At 45.2% G+C, this 16,578-nt stretch carries 17 protein-coding genes; 6 read left to right on the top strand and 11 right to left on the bottom strand.

The window, feature by feature from the left end:
• Positions 1–209: 209 nt before the first annotated feature.
• The 3 genes from WQ57_RS24970 to WQ57_RS24960 form a co-directional block, all read right to left on the bottom strand.
• The gene (locus tag WQ57_RS24970) at positions 210–2,321 is read right to left on the bottom strand and encodes a peptidoglycan D,D-transpeptidase FtsI family protein (protein WP_046526469.1); all 2,112 of its coding nucleotides are present in this window, start codon (positions 2,319–2,321) and stop codon (positions 210–212) included.
• 165 nt (positions 2,322–2,486) lie between these two features.
• Positions 2,487–3,704, bottom strand: a complete 1,218-nt coding sequence (locus WQ57_RS24965; RefSeq protein WP_046526330.1) for an MFS transporter — start codon at positions 3,702–3,704, stop codon at positions 2,487–2,489.
• A gap of 118 nt (positions 3,705–3,822) precedes the next feature.
• Positions 3,823–4,431: a superoxide dismutase gene (locus WQ57_RS24960; RefSeq protein ID WP_046526329.1), complete on the bottom strand. Its 609-nt coding sequence runs from the start codon at positions 4,429–4,431 to the stop codon at positions 3,823–3,825.
• A 355-nt stretch (positions 4,432–4,786) separates the two neighbouring features.
• On the opposite strand from WQ57_RS24960, the gene WQ57_RS24955 reads away from it, so the two are divergent.
• The gene (locus WQ57_RS24955) at positions 4,787–5,479 is read left to right on the top strand and encodes a Crp/Fnr family transcriptional regulator (protein WP_052948880.1); all 693 of its coding nucleotides are present in this window, start codon (positions 4,787–4,789) and stop codon (positions 5,477–5,479) included.
• A 44-nt stretch (positions 5,480–5,523) separates the two neighbouring features.
• Here WQ57_RS24955 and WQ57_RS24950 read toward each other — a convergent pair whose 3' ends face one another.
• Both WQ57_RS24950 and WQ57_RS24945 read right to left on the bottom strand, forming a co-directional pair.
• Positions 5,524–6,003, bottom strand: coding sequence for a DUF456 domain-containing protein (locus WQ57_RS24950; protein WP_046526328.1), 480 nt, complete (start codon positions 6,001–6,003; stop codon positions 5,524–5,526).
• A 59-nt stretch (positions 6,004–6,062) separates the two neighbouring features.
• A complete protein-coding gene (locus tag WQ57_RS24945) occupies positions 6,063–7,694 on the bottom strand; it encodes a Na/Pi cotransporter family protein (protein WP_046526327.1) in 1,632 nt (543 codons plus the stop codon).
• Between the two features lie 217 nt (positions 7,695–7,911).
• On the opposite strand from WQ57_RS24945, the gene WQ57_RS24940 reads away from it, so the two are divergent.
• The 3 genes from WQ57_RS24940 to ispG all read left to right on the top strand — a co-directional run bounded on the left by WQ57_RS24940 (position 7,912) and on the right by ispG (position 10,337).
• Positions 7,912–8,688, top strand: a complete 777-nt coding sequence (locus WQ57_RS24940) for a DUF1189 domain-containing protein (RefSeq protein ID WP_046526326.1) — start codon at positions 7,912–7,914, stop codon at positions 8,686–8,688.
• A gap of 89 nt (positions 8,689–8,777) precedes the next feature.
• On the top strand, positions 8,778–9,104 hold the full coding sequence (locus WQ57_RS24935) for a hypothetical protein (RefSeq protein WP_046526325.1): 327 nt from the start codon (positions 8,778–8,780) through the stop codon (positions 9,102–9,104).
• 147 nt (positions 9,105–9,251) lie between these two features.
• Positions 9,252–10,337: a flavodoxin-dependent (E)-4-hydroxy-3-methylbut-2-enyl-diphosphate synthase gene (gene ispG, locus WQ57_RS24930; protein ID WP_156183235.1), complete on the top strand. Its 1,086-nt coding sequence runs from the start codon at positions 9,252–9,254 to the stop codon at positions 10,335–10,337.
• 118 nt (positions 10,338–10,455) lie between these two features.
• On the opposite strand, the gene WQ57_RS27545 is transcribed toward ispG, so the two are convergent.
• Positions 10,456–10,785: a DUF4190 domain-containing protein gene (locus WQ57_RS27545; RefSeq protein WP_420912415.1), complete on the bottom strand. Its 330-nt coding sequence runs from the start codon at positions 10,783–10,785 to the stop codon at positions 10,456–10,458.
• A gap of 378 nt (positions 10,786–11,163) precedes the next feature.
• Between WQ57_RS27545 and WQ57_RS24920 the strand changes: the two genes are divergently transcribed.
• On the top strand, positions 11,164–11,736 hold the full coding sequence (locus WQ57_RS24920) for a nucleotidase (RefSeq protein ID WP_046526323.1): 573 nt from the start codon (positions 11,164–11,166) through the stop codon (positions 11,734–11,736).
• Positions 11,737–11,791: 55 nt separating this feature from the next.
• Here the strand turns inward: WQ57_RS24920 and zur are convergent, their stop codons facing one another.
• The 3 genes from zur to WQ57_RS24905 are packed head-to-tail and all read right to left on the bottom strand — an operon-like array spanning position 11,792 to position 13,831.
• Positions 11,792–12,205: a zinc uptake transcriptional repressor Zur gene (zur, locus tag WQ57_RS24915; protein ID WP_046526322.1), complete on the bottom strand. Its 414-nt coding sequence runs from the start codon at positions 12,203–12,205 to the stop codon at positions 11,792–11,794.
• Positions 12,206–12,215: 10 nt separating this feature from the next.
• Positions 12,216–13,061 carry a metal ABC transporter permease gene (locus WQ57_RS24910; RefSeq protein WP_046526321.1) on the bottom strand — a complete coding sequence of 282 codons (846 nt, stop codon included), beginning with the start codon at positions 13,059–13,061 and terminating at the stop codon, positions 12,216–12,218.
• Entirely contained in the window at positions 13,058–13,831 is a 774-nt protein-coding gene (locus tag WQ57_RS24905; RefSeq protein ID WP_046526320.1) for a metal ABC transporter ATP-binding protein, read from the bottom strand. Before WQ57_RS24905 ends, WQ57_RS24910 begins: the two co-directional genes overlap by 4 nt.
• A gap of 156 nt (positions 13,832–13,987) precedes the next feature.
• On the opposite strand from WQ57_RS24905, the gene WQ57_RS24900 reads away from it, so the two are divergent.
• Positions 13,988–14,248: a DUF2624 domain-containing protein gene (locus tag WQ57_RS24900; RefSeq protein WP_046526319.1), complete on the top strand. Its 261-nt coding sequence runs from the start codon at positions 13,988–13,990 to the stop codon at positions 14,246–14,248.
• 34 nt (positions 14,249–14,282) lie between these two features.
• Here the strand turns inward: WQ57_RS24900 and WQ57_RS24895 are convergent, their stop codons facing one another.
• Together WQ57_RS24895 and WQ57_RS24890 are read right to left on the bottom strand one after the other, a co-directional pair.
• Complete coding sequence (locus WQ57_RS24895; RefSeq protein WP_046526318.1) at positions 14,283–15,176, bottom strand: deoxyribonuclease IV; 894 nt, start codon at positions 15,174–15,176, stop codon at positions 14,283–14,285.
• 21 nt (positions 15,177–15,197) lie between these two features.
• Positions 15,198–16,514, bottom strand: coding sequence for a DEAD/DEAH box helicase (locus WQ57_RS24890; protein ID WP_046526466.1), 1,317 nt, complete (start codon positions 16,512–16,514; stop codon positions 15,198–15,200).
• Between the last annotated feature and the right edge of the window lie 64 nt (positions 16,515–16,578).

Genomic DNA, 16,578 nt, shown 5'->3' with positions numbered 1-16,578 from the left:
CGTAATTCCCCCTAAGAGATATGGTTGTTTTGTCCTACAAGTAAAAGAATACATCCACACTATTAACCCTGTTTAAACCGAATGTTAAGGTTTTGTAAATTTAGCTGAAAAATGTAGAATTTTGTTGATAAACAGGGAAAATAGAAAATTTGCTTCCAAATTAGTTATACCCAAAACAAAAAAAAACTACCCAAAAAAGGGTAGTTTTTTTATTCTGCCTGTTCTTCAGCATCTTCCTGCTGTTCTGTGGTTTCTTCATCATTGATTTGCTGTACAGGTTCTTCGGGAGTCAGGTTTTGTTCCTGTCGTTTTTTCTTTAAATCAAAGTACGTATCAAGCACCCGGCGGCCGATGTCGTTATTGGCATGGTGGCCAGTGCTGCCCTCATAAGCCCATGGAACCAGGACGGAAATCGCAACTTCAGGGTTCTTGTGCGGCGCATAAGCAACAAGACTCAGGTTCATGACTTCAGGAGTTTTATCAAATCTCTTTCGTTCAGGACCATCATAAAATGCCTGGGCGGTCCCCGTCTTCCCTGCTGGTTTGTATGCCGCACCAGCAAATGCTCCACGAGCCGTCCCGTTTGGTTCCTGCATGACGCGGCGGAATCCTTCCTGGACGCCTTCGATCCAGCTTGGATCAGCATCGACACGATTGAGCACCACTGGATCCATCGATTTGATGACAGGGCCTACTTCATTGTTATTCATGACCGGTTCGCGAATTTCCTTCACGATGCGCGGCTGTATCCTGTTGCCGCCATTGGCGATCGTTGATACATACTGTGCGAGCTGCATCGCCGTATACGTATCATACTGGCCGATTGAATAGTCAAGCAATTTTCCGGGACCACGTTCAGGCCCCTTGAATCCAACCATTTCATTAGGAAGGTCAATCCCCGTCCTAACCCCTAACCCAAACTGGGCAAACGAGTTGCGGAAAATTTCAAATGTATCCGGCCTCAGCGATAAAGGCTGGTCATACCTGTAATTTCCCTCACCTACATTTATCGCCGTCCGGAACATGTAGACATTGGATGAAACCTTAAGCGCATCCTTGTAATTCAAAACACCGAGTCCGGCTCTCCAGGATCTTTTTGGCTGAGTATCTTTAATCTTGACAGGCGTATCCAGGAAAGTCGTTGAAGGTGTAATGGCTCCCTGCTGCAATCCCGTCAGGACGGTTGCTCCTTTAACAGCCGAACCAACAGCATAGGAGGTGGTAATATTCCCTAATGCGAAATCATTCACACTTGTCTTTCCGTTATCGTCCCTGGTGATTTGCTTTCCAGCCATCGTCAGCACTTCTCCCGTGTGAGGATCCATCATGACGACGAAGGCGCGGTCAAGCAGCCTCGTTCCCGCCGTTTGCTTGGCTTTGAGCAGTTCTTCCTCAATAATTTCTTCAACGGCCAACTGGAGGTCCATATCTATCGTCAGCACGAGGTCTTTTCCTCTTTGACCTTCGGTAATCACTTCGGTATCCAGAACATTACCGGCTTTATCGGTAACATTTTTCACCTTGGCTTTTTGGCCGCGAAGCACATCTTCATATTGCATTTCGATATAGCTTTTCCCTACACGGTCATTCCTGCTGTAATCCCGGGAGAGATAATAATCCAGCTGCTCACGAGGCAATCCTTCGGAAGCATCTGTCACTTTCCCAAGCACGGTCTGCAGTGTGCCTCCGAATGGATATTTGCGATCCCAATCGGTTGTAGTATCAACCCCCGGAAGTTGTTCCAGGTTTTCACTGACGGCAGCATATTCTTTTTCTGTCACTTCTTTTTTCACAATTTGCGGCGACAGCGCATATCCGCTGTTAAATTCCCGGAAGATGGCCAGAACTTCAAGGTCATGGTCTGTGAATTCTTTTAGGTCTTCTTCGCTAATCCGCTCTAGCTGAAGGTCATAAATTTGCTTATCATCCAGTTCCTTTTCTTCATATAAATCCCATTCTTTTTCAGTGATTTTTTCCTTGGCGCGTTCGGGATTTTTCAGGATCCAAAAATCCTTTTTATCCCGGTCACGAACAGACTCCGTATCCTTTTCAATGATTTTCGCAAGGCGGTCTGCTACTTCAAGCATTTCTTCCGTGCTGGTCCCTTGGCTTTTGGTATACGTTATCGCATTGCTGGGAGTATTATCAACAATGGTTTGAATGTTCCGGTCATACATCTTCCCACGCGGAACCGGATTATTTACCGTTACTTCCTCCGTGCGTTCGATTTCGCGTTTAAAGTCTTCCCCATAGACAATCTGAACAATTCCCAGACGCAAAACGAGCATGGAGAACAGAACAAATACAACGAAGAACAGCATATTCAGTCTGAACGGTACTTGTCTATTCTTTTTCTTACCCACGGTCTTCCCCTCACCTTTCCTTTAACAAAGGTAGTCCATGTAAAATGCACCATCCTTTATTCTAAAGGAAAAACGAGGATATTTCTATTATCAAGTGTCCTGGTTTTTCTTTCCATACATGAACTATGCCGAAGAAAACTTGATATGCCTTACAAAAAAGTAGATAAACGAATGTCCGCTTCCAATAATGAGCAGCAGATACGGCAGGGCCTTCTCCTGGTCAAAAAGAGTGATGGTCGCCAGGAAAAGGAGGATTGAGACCACTCTTCCCATATTTAAAAATACTTCTTTGACCACAATATATTCAATGCGCATTTCAGCCGCCATCCATCCTCTTCCAATCACATCATACGTAAGCGACATATAGGGAACCAGAAGCAGCGGGTAAGCCACCGCAATGACTGAGGCATATATGAGGAGGCGGGAATAGCTCAGGTCGAATACAATTAAAAACATGGAAAGAAACAGCAATATGCCCCCCGATAGAATGGCCTTCTTTCGGTACTCCTTCTTTAGCATGCGTGAAACGAAAAAATAGGCTATAAAGGAAATGCCCGAGTTGATCAGCCCGTATGTTCCCAGCGCCATTTCGCTTCCGGTGGCGATAAACACAAAAACGGAAATAATAAAAACAAATGTGCCTTCCCTTATCCCCTGAAGGATGTGCGCGTTTGTAACCATTCGCCAATTTCTGCTGTTTTTCCTCTCCCGCCAAATCCGCACAAACCAGTATTTCCCTTCCGCCGGCCGGCGCTTCAGAAAGAAGCTCATGAATACGGCTGCTGAAAACAGTACAAGTGAAATACCGAAAATAACCGTATATCCTGTGAATTTCTCCAGCTTTGAGATAATCAAACCTGCTGCGATTGGCCCAATCATCCCTCCTGCCGATGAAAGGATTCCGAGAAACCCGTTGAAAAAATCCCTTGTTTCCGGTTCGGTAATTTCGAAGGTCAGCACATTGAAGGCCAGCCAGTAAAAACCATATCCTATCCCAAGGAGCCCTCCCAGTAAAAGCAGGTATTCGGAGGCCCTGGTGCCAAAAAATAGCACAGCCATGTAAAAGATGGCCAAAAAAGTCACACCTATTCTAAGGACAATGACCCTGTCGACTTTCTTGGCCCACCTCCCTGCAAGGATAAATGTAATCGGCTGCATGATGACGACTGCAAGATTGTACAGCCCAAGATCCGTGAAATTTCCCGACTGTTTCCATAAATAAATATTTACGAAGGTATTGGACAAGGCGATGCTTAACGAATACAGGCCCCCGATCACCAATAAAAGCGTTAAATCCCTCGTGAGTTCTACATCTCCAATCAGTTTTTGAAATTTGCTCATTAAGAAACTCCCCTTTATTCTTCTCGGGTAGTTTCTAACAATCAACACTCACTTATTCACTTATTGGGTAGATAAAAAATAGACAGACGGAAACCCGCCTGTCCCTGTTAAAGCCTGATTATTTTGCTTCGTTAAAACGCTTGTTTACTTCTTCCCAGTTTACAACGTTCCAGAATGCACCAATGTATTCCGGTCTTCTGTTCTGGTAGTTAAGATAGTAAGCATGCTCCCATACATCAAGGCCAAGAACTGGAGTCTTGCCTTCCATCAATGGAGAATCCTGATTTGGAGTGCTTGTAACTTCAAGCTGGCCGTTGTTGACAACGAGCCATGCCCAGCCGGATCCAAAACGGGTTGTAGCAGCTTTGGTGAACTCTTCCTTGAAGCCTTCAAAGCTGCCGAACTTTTGGCTGATGGCTTCAGCAAGTTCGCCTGTTGGCTCACCGCCGCCATTTGGAGAAATGACCTGCCAGAACAAAGTATGGTTGGCATGTCCGCCGCCGTTATTGCGCACCGCTGTACGCGCGCTTTCCGGAACTGCATCCAGGTTGGAGATTACTTCTTCAACTGTTTTGGAAAGAAGCTCTTCATTTCCTTCCAAAGCATTGTTGAGGTTGGTTACATATGTGTTGTGATGCTTTGTGTGGTGGATATTCATTGTTTCCTTGTCGATGTGTGGTTCCAGTGCATCATAAGCGTAAGGTAATTGCGGTAATTCAAAAGCCATATTTAACATCCTCCTATGTATCATATTTCCCAAGAACGTTTCCATCCAATTTTCAGAAATTAGAATCGTTCTAAAGGACCCAGATTTAGATTACCAAAGAACGGTAATCAATTCAAATAAAATGCTTTATTGACAACCCCGTTTAGGATAGCCCTTTTTCCTTGGCTATATACCAGTAAGTGGCCTCCATATGACATTTCGGAAATTTGTCATTATTGTAAAACCATTGGTTTGTCAACGATTTTTGTCGCATTAGGCTTGAAACGGTTCCATTTATTCCCAAAATACCATTGACATAGTAGCTACAATTCTTTTAAATCAAAGGTGTAAAGGCTGTATTAAGGAGTAGATCCTCATGCAAAAAAACATCTCATTATATAGTTTAGTTCTACAGCATTTCATCGATAAAGAATCGATGCAGCGCATAAAGGCAGGTACCATTCTCTTTCAGGAGGAGGACTCTGTCCAGTATATCTATTTGCTCCTCAGCGGCACTCTTTCAGTTGGAAGGGTCCATGTAAAAGGCAAAGAATTCATCATGAAAATGTTAAGCGGTGAAGAGCTAATCATTGAGTATGAACTTTTTAAACATTCACCGAGATATTATTTTTCGGCGAAGGCTCTGACAGACTGTGAATTGATTATGATCAGAAGGGAAGTATTTGAGGATTTCGTCCAAAGCGAACCATTTGCTTTGAACTCATTGGCAACATGGCTTAGCACCCGTTATCTGAAAGCCCAGATGAAATGCCAGGACTTGATTATGAATGGAAAAAAGGGCGGCCTTTATTCAATCCTCATCCGCCTATGCAACAGCCACGGCATCATGACGGAAGAAGGTATTCTCATTGATTTGCCGCTCACCCATCAGGAACTAGCCAATCTCACATTTGGAACGAGGGAAGTCATTCAGCGCATGCTCAAAGAATTGCGGGAGCATGATGTCATCGCCTATGACCAGCTTAAATTCACCGTCAAAAATCTTGCCTATTTGAAACAGGAAGTAGACTGCCAAAGCTGTCCGTATGAGATATGCGGATTAAACTAACGAAAAAAATCGTGCTCGGGCACGATTTTTTCGTTTGGGTATGATTACACAATAAAGAGGAAATAGATGATCATCAGAGCCTGGATCAGGCCTTTGGCTGCAACACTGCTGATAAAACCGATTACCGACCCAAAACCGATTCTCACGGAGTCACTGACGCTTTTACGCTTAACCAGGAGTTCCGCCAATACTGCCCCGATGAATGGTCCAATGACGATGCCGACAACCGGGATGATGAAAGGACCAGCCAAAAGACCGATGGTACTGCCCCAAACCCCTGCTTTTGACCCGCCATATTTTTTTACGCCAATCATGTTCGCAATATAATCGGCACCAAACAGAAGGATGACAAATAAGACTTGCACGGTCCAAAACAGCCAGTTGAACGCTTCGAACGAGAAGAAAACCCCATAAAGCACAAAGCCTGCAAAAATAAACAGCACGCCCGGTATGATTGGGAACAGCAATCCGGCAAAAGCGACAGCAAACAAAACGATAATGATTGTCCAATAAATATAATCCATGATCCTGGCCTCCTAAACAAAATAGAGCAAGGGGCAGCCCCCCCTCGCTCTATTTTATCTTAATCCCTATCTTCAAGCACATAGTCAGCAATGTTTACTGCATGGTCGCCAATACGTTCCAGGTTGCTGACGATATCGACAAAGACAATGCCCGCCTGTCCGGAACATGCTCCCTCATTAATGCGAAGGATATGCTGTTTCCTTAAGCTTCTTTCCATTTTGTCGATTTCTTCTTCCTTTTTAACAACCTTTTCCGCCAATGATTTATCATTCTGGTCAAAAGCCTGCAGCGCATTTCTGACTGTTGAGATGGTCAGGGTGAACATTTCTTCAAGGTCGTCCATCGCAGTATCGGTCATTTTCACCTTATTGGCCAACTGGTATTCAACAAGTTCAAGAATGTTTTCAAAATGGTCGCCCATCCGCTCGATATCGCGGACAGTATCCATCAGGTTGCCATGTTCTTTTGATTCCTGATTTGACAATGAGCTAGTAGAAAGGAGTACCAGGTAATCGGTAATTTTGCGGTCCAGATTATTGATGGCATCCTCCAGCTGATAAGCTGTTCCAGAATGTTTGGCATTCTTTGTTTTAAGGTACAGATTCGTTTCCTCAAGTCCCTGTACAGCAAATTTCCCCATGCGCAGCACCTCTTCCTTCGCTTGTCCAATCGCAATGGAAGGAGACTGTTCAATAAAAATCGGGTCAAGGTGCTGGGCCTTGTATTCAATGACAGAATCCTGTCCAGGAATCAACTTTGTTACTATATAGGCCAGTACTGCGACAAATGGCAGCTGGATCAGCGTATTGGTCACATTAAAAATTCCGTGGGCAAACGCGATGGTCATTTCCGGGTTTAAATTCAGTGACCCCTGAAGAAGCTGGATCAGAGCCGTAAACGGACGAAGCAGCACCATGAAAATAAAAGTCCCGATCAGGTTGAACAAGACATGTGTCGCAGCCGCACGGCGGGCTGCAACAGATGTGCCGATCGCCGCAAGAACCGCAGTGATGGTTGTTCCAATATTATCCCCGAACAAAACAGGCAGGGCAGCCTGCAAAGTCACAAGGCCGTCGCCAAACAATCCCTGGAGAATCCCGATTGTGGCACTGGAGCTCTGGACAATGACGGTAAACAGCACACCGATGACGACACCAAGGATAGGATTTGAACTCATTTCCATCGTCAGGTCAGTGAATGCCTGTACTTCACGCAGCGGCTTCATTCCGTTACTCATCAGGTCAAGACCATAAAACAAGGCTCCGAACCCAAAGACAATCTGACCAAAGTGCTGCACTTTTTTATGTTTAAAGAAAAACAGGAGGATGGCACCGACAGCAATAATGGGCAAAGCGTAGTCACCAATCTTAATACCGATAATGAAAGCTGTAACCGTGGTACCGATGTTCGCTCCCATGATAACTCCGATGGCCTGGCGAAGATTCATAAAACCGGCAGCAACAAGGCCGACTGTCAGAGCCGTCGTTCCACTGCTTGACTGGATGAGAATTGTTACAAACATCCCTGCAAGTACACCCATGACCGGGTTGGATGTAAAGCGGTCCAAAATGTCCCTCAGCCGGTCACCCGCAGACTTTTGCAGGCCATCGCCCATGTATTTGATTCCAAAAAGGAAAATACCCAAGCCGCCCAAAAAGCTAAACAGCATTTCTTGTACATTAACTTCCATTTTTTCAACCCCTACATTTTCGACTCAATTCAACAAACCTCTACAATTATGCTTGAATTAATAAGACAATGTAAATATGTTTATAGTTAAATTTACATTAGCTTAACAATTAGCAGTTATGTTACAGGAATGTTACAGAGGAGAGGGTCGTCCCGCTTGTGAATCTTTCCTTATCAAGATAAAATGAATCCGTTACTATAGAAAGAGGTGTGTTTGGATGAATGTTTTTAAACAGTTATTTAAAAGTTTGTATTCCCCTAAGGATATTGCTTCATACCGAAACCAGGGGATCGGAAAAACAATTTTGTATGTCTTCCTGTTATCGCTTATTTCGGTGCTTCCTTCCGTTTTTTATATGAATGGCGCCCTCAAGGAAGCCGTCCAGATGGCTAGCGAATCCTTGAATGAACTTCCCGAGTTTACAATCGAAAATGGCCAGCTGCACTCCGAGGCAAAAGAACCGCTCACTATTCAAGAAGGGTCCTTTTCCATCATATTTGATCCAACAGGGGCCATGGACTCCAGTACGGTATCGGAAATGGGAGACGGAATTGCTTTGCTGAAAAACGAAATTGTCCTTAGCGCAGGGGGAGGGATCAACACAGCTGCCTATTCCATGCTTGGCAATGAACCCATTTCGAAGCAAGATTTATCCGAACTGCTGGCAAGCTCGCATTCAGCTTTACCCATCATCATCTCCCTGTTGGCAGGAACCGTTTTCCTGGTCAACAGCGCGCTTAAGTTCATAGAAGTATCCGTGCTTGCTTTATTTGGGCTCCTTCTGAAGAACATCCTGGCAAGACCCCTGCAGTATCGCCATGTTTGGCGGATGGCTGCCTATAGCGTCACATTGCCTACCCTATTTTTCACGGTGATGGATTTGCTGAAGACCCCCGTACCTTATGGATTCGTGCTTAATTGGACTATAGCCTTGATCGTCCTGCTCCTTGCAATCCAGGAAATTCCGCAAAAAGATAAACCCTCCCTGGCATAAGTAATCGCCCGCCTTGCTGCGGGCGTTTTTTGTTCTGAATTTCTCCTCTGCCGCATATAAATGGACAAACCCTGCAAGGAGGATTTCCCATGAAAAAGCTGGCTGGATTTTTGTTCCTTATTCTTTTATGTTACTCTGTATACCACGATTTTAACCAAGGTAGTCTTCCTGCAGCCGGAAAAAGCCAGAAAACTGAGACTATAGCTCCAAAACAGGATTCTCTTCCGTATTTTAAAAAAGATATCGAGCCGGGAGATACCGTTCTTTCCGTGCTTGAAGATAAATTAAAAGGTCCCCTCCCTGTTCCCATTTCTAAAGCGGTTCAGGACTTCCGGAATTTAAATAACGGGATGGAACCGGAAGCCATCCAAATTGGGAAGGCGTATAAATTTCCTGATTACCCTGTCAGAGATTGACATAATTTAATGGTAAACAACTTTTCTTGTCAATCCGAGCAGCACCCTGATAGAATAAACAGGTAAAGATTCTTCTATTATTTATAGGGAATTGCGCAGGCGCCTTGATTTTATCTAACAAAAAGGAGCGAATCACTGTTGAGTGAAATCATACATCGTACGAAAACCCGTCCGGTTCGTGTTGGAAACCTGACAATCGGCGGTAATAATGAAGTAGTTATCCAAAGCATGACAACAACAAAAACACATGATGTGGAAGCCACTGTGGCTGAAATAAAACGCCTGGAGGAAGCCGGCTGCCAGATTGTCCGTGTTGCCTGCCCAGATGAGCGGGCGGCAAATGCCATTGCCGACATTAAAAAGCAGATTAATATTCCTCTTGTTGTCGATATCCATTTCGATTATAAGCTCGCCCTTAAAGCAATCGAAGGCGGAGCGGATAAGATCAGGATTAATCCTGGGAATATCGGAAGGCGTGAAAAGGTGGAGGCGGTAGTAAAGGCGGCCAAAGAACGCGGCATTCCGATTAGGATTGGTGTAAATGCCGGCTCACTCGAACGAAAAATTCTCGAGAAGTACGGATACCCAACTGCAGATGGAATGGTCGAAAGCGCATTACACCATATCAAAATCCTTGAAGACCTGGATTTCCATGATATCATCGTTTCAATGAAAGCTTCAGACGTAAACCTGGCGATTGAAGCCTATACAAAAGCAGCAAAGGCTTTTGATTATCCCCTCCACCTTGGCATCACCGAATCAGGCACCCTGTTTGCAGGAACAGTCAAGAGTGCTGCCGGCCTTGGCGCCATCCTTAGCATGGGAATTGGCAATACGCTACGAATCTCATTGAGTGCCGACCCTGTGCAGGAAGTGAAAGTGGCGAGGGAGCTTTTGAAATCATTCGGGCTTGCAGCCAATGCGGCAACATTGATTTCCTGCCCTACGTGCGGACGAATTGAAATCGACTTGATTTCCATTGCCAATGAAGTAGAAGAATATATCCAGAACATCAAGGCTCCAATTAAAGTAGCCGTTCTTGGCTGCGCAGTCAACGGACCTGGAGAGGCCAGGGAAGCTGATATTGGAATTGCCGGCGCCCGCGGCGAAGGTCTGCTGTTCCGCCATGGGAAAACGGTGCGCAAAGTTCCTGAAGACCAAATGGTTGAAGAGCTGAAAAAAGAAATAGATAAAATCGCCGCCGAAAAGCTGAGCGAAATGGCCCAAAAATAAAGAAAAGCGCAAGTCCCTAATTTTATGACCATGAAGAGGCCCGGATTTCTCCGGGCCTCTTTCATTGCTCTTCATGCTCCCTCAAAGAACCGCTAGTGTCACACTCTGCTATCACCCATCAGTAAAATGGGAGCACAAACATGCCTATCACAAGGGAAATGGCCCCGATGCCAATGGCCCAATTCCCAAGTCCCTTAGCACCCCGGGCCCTGGCAATAAACCCAAGGACGATACCGGCTGCGCCAAGAAGGACCGGCAGCACAAACAGCGAAAGAATGGATAGCGCCAAAGCCGAGAATCCCATTATAGAGCCTGTAGCCTGTCCAGCATTTTCTCCGTTTGCCTGGTTTCCCCTGTTAGCCTGGCTACGTACATCCCCGCGGACAGGAGCAGCAATCTCGGCAGCCGTTTCTTCCCTATACCCGCCTGCCTGGTTTTCCTGAGTCATAGTCGTATTTACGGTTGAAGCCTGGTCAAATTGAGACTGACCAGGGATTTGAACATTTGCCCCAACCGCCGTATCTCCGTTTCCGGACGTATTTTGTTCCGTCTGATTGTAAAGGCTATCTGCAGATACATCGTGTTCTGGTTCTGTAAGATACTCGGGTTTATCCTGGTTCCGTATTTCGTCTGCCATCGTAATCCCTCGCTTTCTTAAGTGGAGCATTTATTATTGTTCGCCATTTTTTAAGTTTTACGATGTAAATTTTTAACTGCTCCTGCCCATTTCCGACAAAGGGGGTCCCAAAAGGCGAAAGTCCTTCAATCTCCGTCCCTCTTTTGATAAGATAGAACATACGAATAAAGAACAGAGGAGCTTTATATAATGAGAAAACGTTTTGGGATCGACATTGATGGCACCGTCACCTGTCCATCATCAATGGTTCCGTTTCTGAACCAGCAGTTCAATCTGAACATTACACTTGACGACATTGTACAATACGATCTGATGCCGCTTGTCTCCGTAAGCGAGCAGGAATTTTCAAGCTGGTTTACGTCAAGTGAGCCAGTGATCTACGCAAAGTCCCCACTTGCAAAGGGTGCGAGGGATGTGTTGAGTGAATGGTCAAAAGAGCATGAGCTTTTCTTTATCAGTGCGAGGGGAAAACATCTAATTGATGTGACGACCGACTGGTTTATGAAGCACAACCTTGAATATGACCATATTGAACTGATTGGCAGCCATAATAAAATTGCTGCTGCGAGGAAGTATGAGGTCGATATCTTCTTCGAGGATAAACATGACAATGCAGTCATGATCCATGAAGATTTGCAAATCCCTGTACTCCTTTTTAACACTCCTTATAACCAGGATCCTATACCAGACGGAGTGATTCGTGTGAATGATTGGTACGAAGCCCGTGTTTGGGTAGACCGATGGGTGAACCAGAAGGGTTGAGCTAGCCCTATAACATGAAAGGTCCGTCCCTGATTTGGGAAGGACCTTTCATGTTTTAATGAGTGCAATCCGGGCATTTGCCATAGATTTCGAATTTATGGCCCGATACATCATACCCCTTTAGATTTTCCTTCAAGGCAGCCATTGGGCATGTTTCAATTTCCTTTGTCTTTCCGCAGTCAAGGCATATGAAATGGTGATGATGGGAATCATGCGAGCAGGCAAAACGAAAGTGCTTCTCACCCGATAGTTCCGTCGTTTCCAATATACCCAGCTCAACAAAAATGGAAAGGTTGCGGTAAATCGTATCAAAGCTTAAACCGGGATATTGATCTTTCATGCCTTCGAGCACATCCCTGGCAGTCAGATATTTTTCGTTCCCGGCGAATAACTCCAGCATGTCTTCCCTCTTCCCTGTATGCTTATACCCTCGGTCCTTCAACAGGTACATAGCTTTATCTACATTCATTCAAATCACCTCAATAAACAGCTCTGTTTGCAGACAGCTTTTTGATTAGAACAGTTGCAATTAGAATTAAAACCGCAAGGACAACAATCGTACCACCTGGCGCCAGATCCAGATAATAGGAAAGAAACAGACCGCCAAGGACGGACGCTTCCCCGAAAACAACCGAGAAGAAAATCGTCTGCTTAAACCCGCGGGACAGGCGGATGCTTGCTGCCACAGGGAGAGTCATTAACGAAGACACAAGCAGGACACCGACGATCCTCATGGATGCCGCTATTACCAGCGCCACCATGACAATGAATAAAAAATGAATCGAACGGGCTGCGATACCTGTCGCTTTGGCGTACTCCTCATCAAATGAGAGAAGGAACAGTTCTTTATATATGAGAATAATCGTAATAAGCACAAAAATGCTGATGGCAATGATTGTCCACAAATCTGTCCTGCTTACCGCACTGACACTTCCAAATAAATAGCTGAACAAGTCCGTATTGAAGCCATCGGCCAAAGAAATAAAAATGACTCCTATTCCAATGCCTCCCGAAAGGATGATTGGAATGGCAAGCTCCTGGTAATGTTTATAAACAGACCGCAATTTTTCGATGAACAGGGAGCCGCCTACAGAGAAAGCCATCCCCATATAAAGCGGGTTCAAGGTGCCAAAGAAGGGGATATACTTGCCCATAAACAAGCTTGCGGCGATACCGGCAAGCGTTACATGGCTTAGAGCATCCGCAATAAGCGATAGCCTTCGAACGACAATAAACACGCCGAGCAGTGGAGCGATCAAGCCGATGATCATTCCGGAAATAAAGGCATTTTGTAAAAACTCATATTGAAAGAGAGCTGAAATCATGAGTGGGCCTCCTTATGGTCATGCGTCAAAAGATGGACATCATGGCCATAAATATCGGAAATCCCCAGATGCTTCTTGTCTTCAAACTCTGTTGAAGTCCCATGGAAGAACAACACTTTGTTAAGGCACGCCACATTGGTCACTTTATCGGTAATGGCCCCGATATCATGAGTGACCATGAGCAGCGTGATTCCGTCCTTATTCAGCTGTTCAAGCATTTCGTAGAATGACTGGACATTTTCGGCGTCCACCCCGACTGTTGGCTCATCGAGGATCAGGAGTTCAGGGTCACTGACAAGGGCCCTTGCTATGAACACCCTTTGCTGCTGTCCGCCCGAAAGTTCTCCAATATTGCGGTGCAGGAACTTTTCCATTCCAACGGAAGCCACCGCCTTTTCTATTTTTGCTGCATCGTTTTTGTTATAAAAACGCAGCAGCCCGATTTTTTTGGTCAGCCCGCTGGCCACAACCTCATAAACGGTGGCAGGAAACCCCGAATTAAATGAATTCGCCTTTTGGGAGACAAAGCCAATCTTCTGCCTTTCCCTGAATTGCTTAATATCTTTGCCAAATAGCTTAATTTCGCCTCTCTGTGGCTTGTTCAGGCCCAAAATCAATTTAAGCAGTGTTGACTTTCCCGACCCGTTGGGACCGACGATACCGAGGAAGGAGCCGTAATTGACGGACAAGTTGACATCCTCGAGGACATTTTCGCGGTCATAGCGGTAAAATAAATGCTTTATTTCAATAATAGGTTCTTCTTTTATCATCTTTCTTCACCTGCAAAAATAAGAATCATTCCGATTTACTAAGGTAGTATACCCCATGATTAAGCAAATGTAAATAACCGTGCTCCCCGCCTCATATTATATTTCATGTCACGATTCCTGCCCGGGGCTCATACCTTAAAGAGGAGGAGTGATGAAATGAAGATATTTGAAAACATCATCAACCATAAAATCAACACCATTACTGGTGAAGAACTCATGAAATATGCCTCTCAGTTCCAAATCGCTATCAATACAAGACAGGCAGAAAAAATCGCCCAATACTTACGCAGCAAACAAGTAAATATCTTTGAACCAAGGGAACGGGCAGCCTTGGTTAAAGAAATAGCAAAAATTGCAGGACCTGAAACAGCAAAAGAAGTGAATAAACTTTTCATCCAATTTACTAAACAAAATTGAAATGGAAAAAGCTGTGATCGCCTCACAGCTTTTTCTATCCAAGCATGATTTTATCAAGCAGGTTCTCATTGAATTCCTTCCCTTTTAGCATGTCAATCTCATGCTTGTAAGGGGCCTTCTTGCTGTTTTTATCTTCACCGACGAATGGAGTCTCCAGTATTTTCGGTACATCCATAAGCTGTGGGTGATGGACGATATAACTTAGCGCTTCAAACCCAATATGGCCGAACCCGATGTTTTCGTGACGGTCTTTCCTAGTACCCGCTGCATTTTTGCTGTCATTGATATGAAGTACCTTAAGCCGGTCCAGCCCAATGATTTTGTCGAACTCATTCAGCACACCATCAAAATCCTCCACAATGTTGTAGCCGGCATCATGCGTGTGGCATGTATCAAAGCAGACGGACAGCCTCTCATTAAACGCTACACCATCAATGATCATGGCAAGTTCTTCAAAAGATCTGCCGCACTCGGAACCCTTCCCGGCCATCGTTTCAAGGGCAATTTGCAAATGTTCCCTGCCGGTGATCACTTCATTCAGGCCTTCGATGATCTTCTTTATTCCCTCTTCCGTTCCGGCTCCCACATGGGCACCGGGGTGAAGGACAATCTGCCTGGCACCAATTGCTTCCGTCCGCTCAATTTCACTTCTTAAAAAGCGTACTCCCAATTCAAAGGTATCAGGATTGGTGGTATTTCCGATATTGATGATATACGGAGCATGTACAACAATTTCGTCGATGCCATTCTGCTCCATATGCTTTCTGCCAGCTTCTATATTCAAGTCCTCGATTTTCTTCCTTCTGGTATTCTGCGGTGCACCTGTGTAGATCATGAATGTGTTGGCGCCATAAGAGAGTGCTTCCTCGCTGGCAGCCAGAAGCATTTTTTTCCCGCTCATGGACACATGAGAACCAATCCTCAACAATGTACTTTCCCCCTGTTTTTCCTATTTGCTTCCTTTACCGAGTTTCCTTGCCCGTTTTTTGATTTTAGCGATATCGGCCTGCATTTTCTTCTTATATCCCGGTTTGACCTTTTCCGGCTTCTTCACCATTGACTTAGCCTTGGCATCTATTTCGTTTTCCTGGCGCTTGCGTTTTTGCCGTTTGTTGCGTTCTGCAATCTCAATCAGTTCCTCCTTCTGGAGGTCGACATTCTTAAATTGTATTCCCATTTTTTCGAGCCTGTTAAGTGCATCCTCATCAGATGGCTCGTAAATGGTCAGGGCGATTCCGGAAAAGCCGGCACGCGCCGTCCTTCCAACCCGGTGGATATAAAAATCCAGGTCTGTTGGCAGTTCATAGTTGATGACATGGCTGACACCTTCAATATCAATCCCTCTTGCAGCAAGGTCTGTCGCCACCAGATATTGAAACTCCAGGTCTTTCACCTGCTTCATCACCCGCTTGCGTTCCCTCGGGCTTAGGTCGCCGTGAATCCTCCCTACCTTAATGCCTTGGGCAATAAGTCCGTCAGCCACTTCATCTGCTTTTTTCTTTGTATTGGTAAACACAATTGCAAGATATGGATTGAATGCAGTCAAAGCAGAACGCACGAGACTGACTTTGTTCCGGTGCTTCGAAGGCAGGATCAGGTGTTCAATATTTTCTGCTGCTGCCCTGTTTGGGGCCACCTGAATATATTTTGGATTTTCCATATACTTTTTCAGGAATGGCTTCAGCTTCTCGGGAATAGTAGCTGAAAAGACAAGCATCTGCAGCTTCGCCGGCATGGTGGAGGCAAACTGGTCCACATCATGGATAAAACCCATATCCAGCATCAAATCCGCTTCATCCACCACCAGCATGCCAGCTTTATGAAGCCCAAGGGCCTGCTCCTTCACAAGATCATTAATCCTTCCAGGAGTCCCGATAACGACTTGGGGCTGTGTTTTAAGTTTCTCAATGGCTCTTTGTTTATCTGTACCTCCAATAAAGCAGCGTGCTGTAATTTTTTCTGCTTCCGGGGCGTGTTCGACCACTTTAAGGATTTCGAGATAAATCTGGTTTGCAAGCTCCCTTGTTGGTGCGGAAATGACCGCCTGCACCTGGTTTATATCCGGGTTGACCTTTTGAAGGATTGGCAGGATATAGGCATGGGTTTTGCCTGTTCCCGTCTGGGATTGGCCGATTGCACTATCACCTTTGGCAATGACGGGAATCAGCCTTTCCTGTATTTCAGTCGGTTCTTGAAACCCCAGATCTTTTATGGCCTCGAGGATGAATGGTTTGAAATTGTATTGTTCAAATTTTGTTGTGCTCATGTCAAAAGCTCCTTTTTTGCTTCTATTGTGAAGGCTTTGCCGGACTTTAGGCTTGTCCATCCTG

This window comes from Mesobacillus campisalis, assembly GCF_000986785.1.
GTDB lineage: Bacteria > Bacillota > Bacilli > Bacillales > Cytobacillaceae > Mesobacillus_B > Mesobacillus_B campisalis.
The sequence above is the reverse complement of the archived record's forward strand: the minus strand, read 5'-3'. Positions and strand labels throughout refer to the sequence as shown.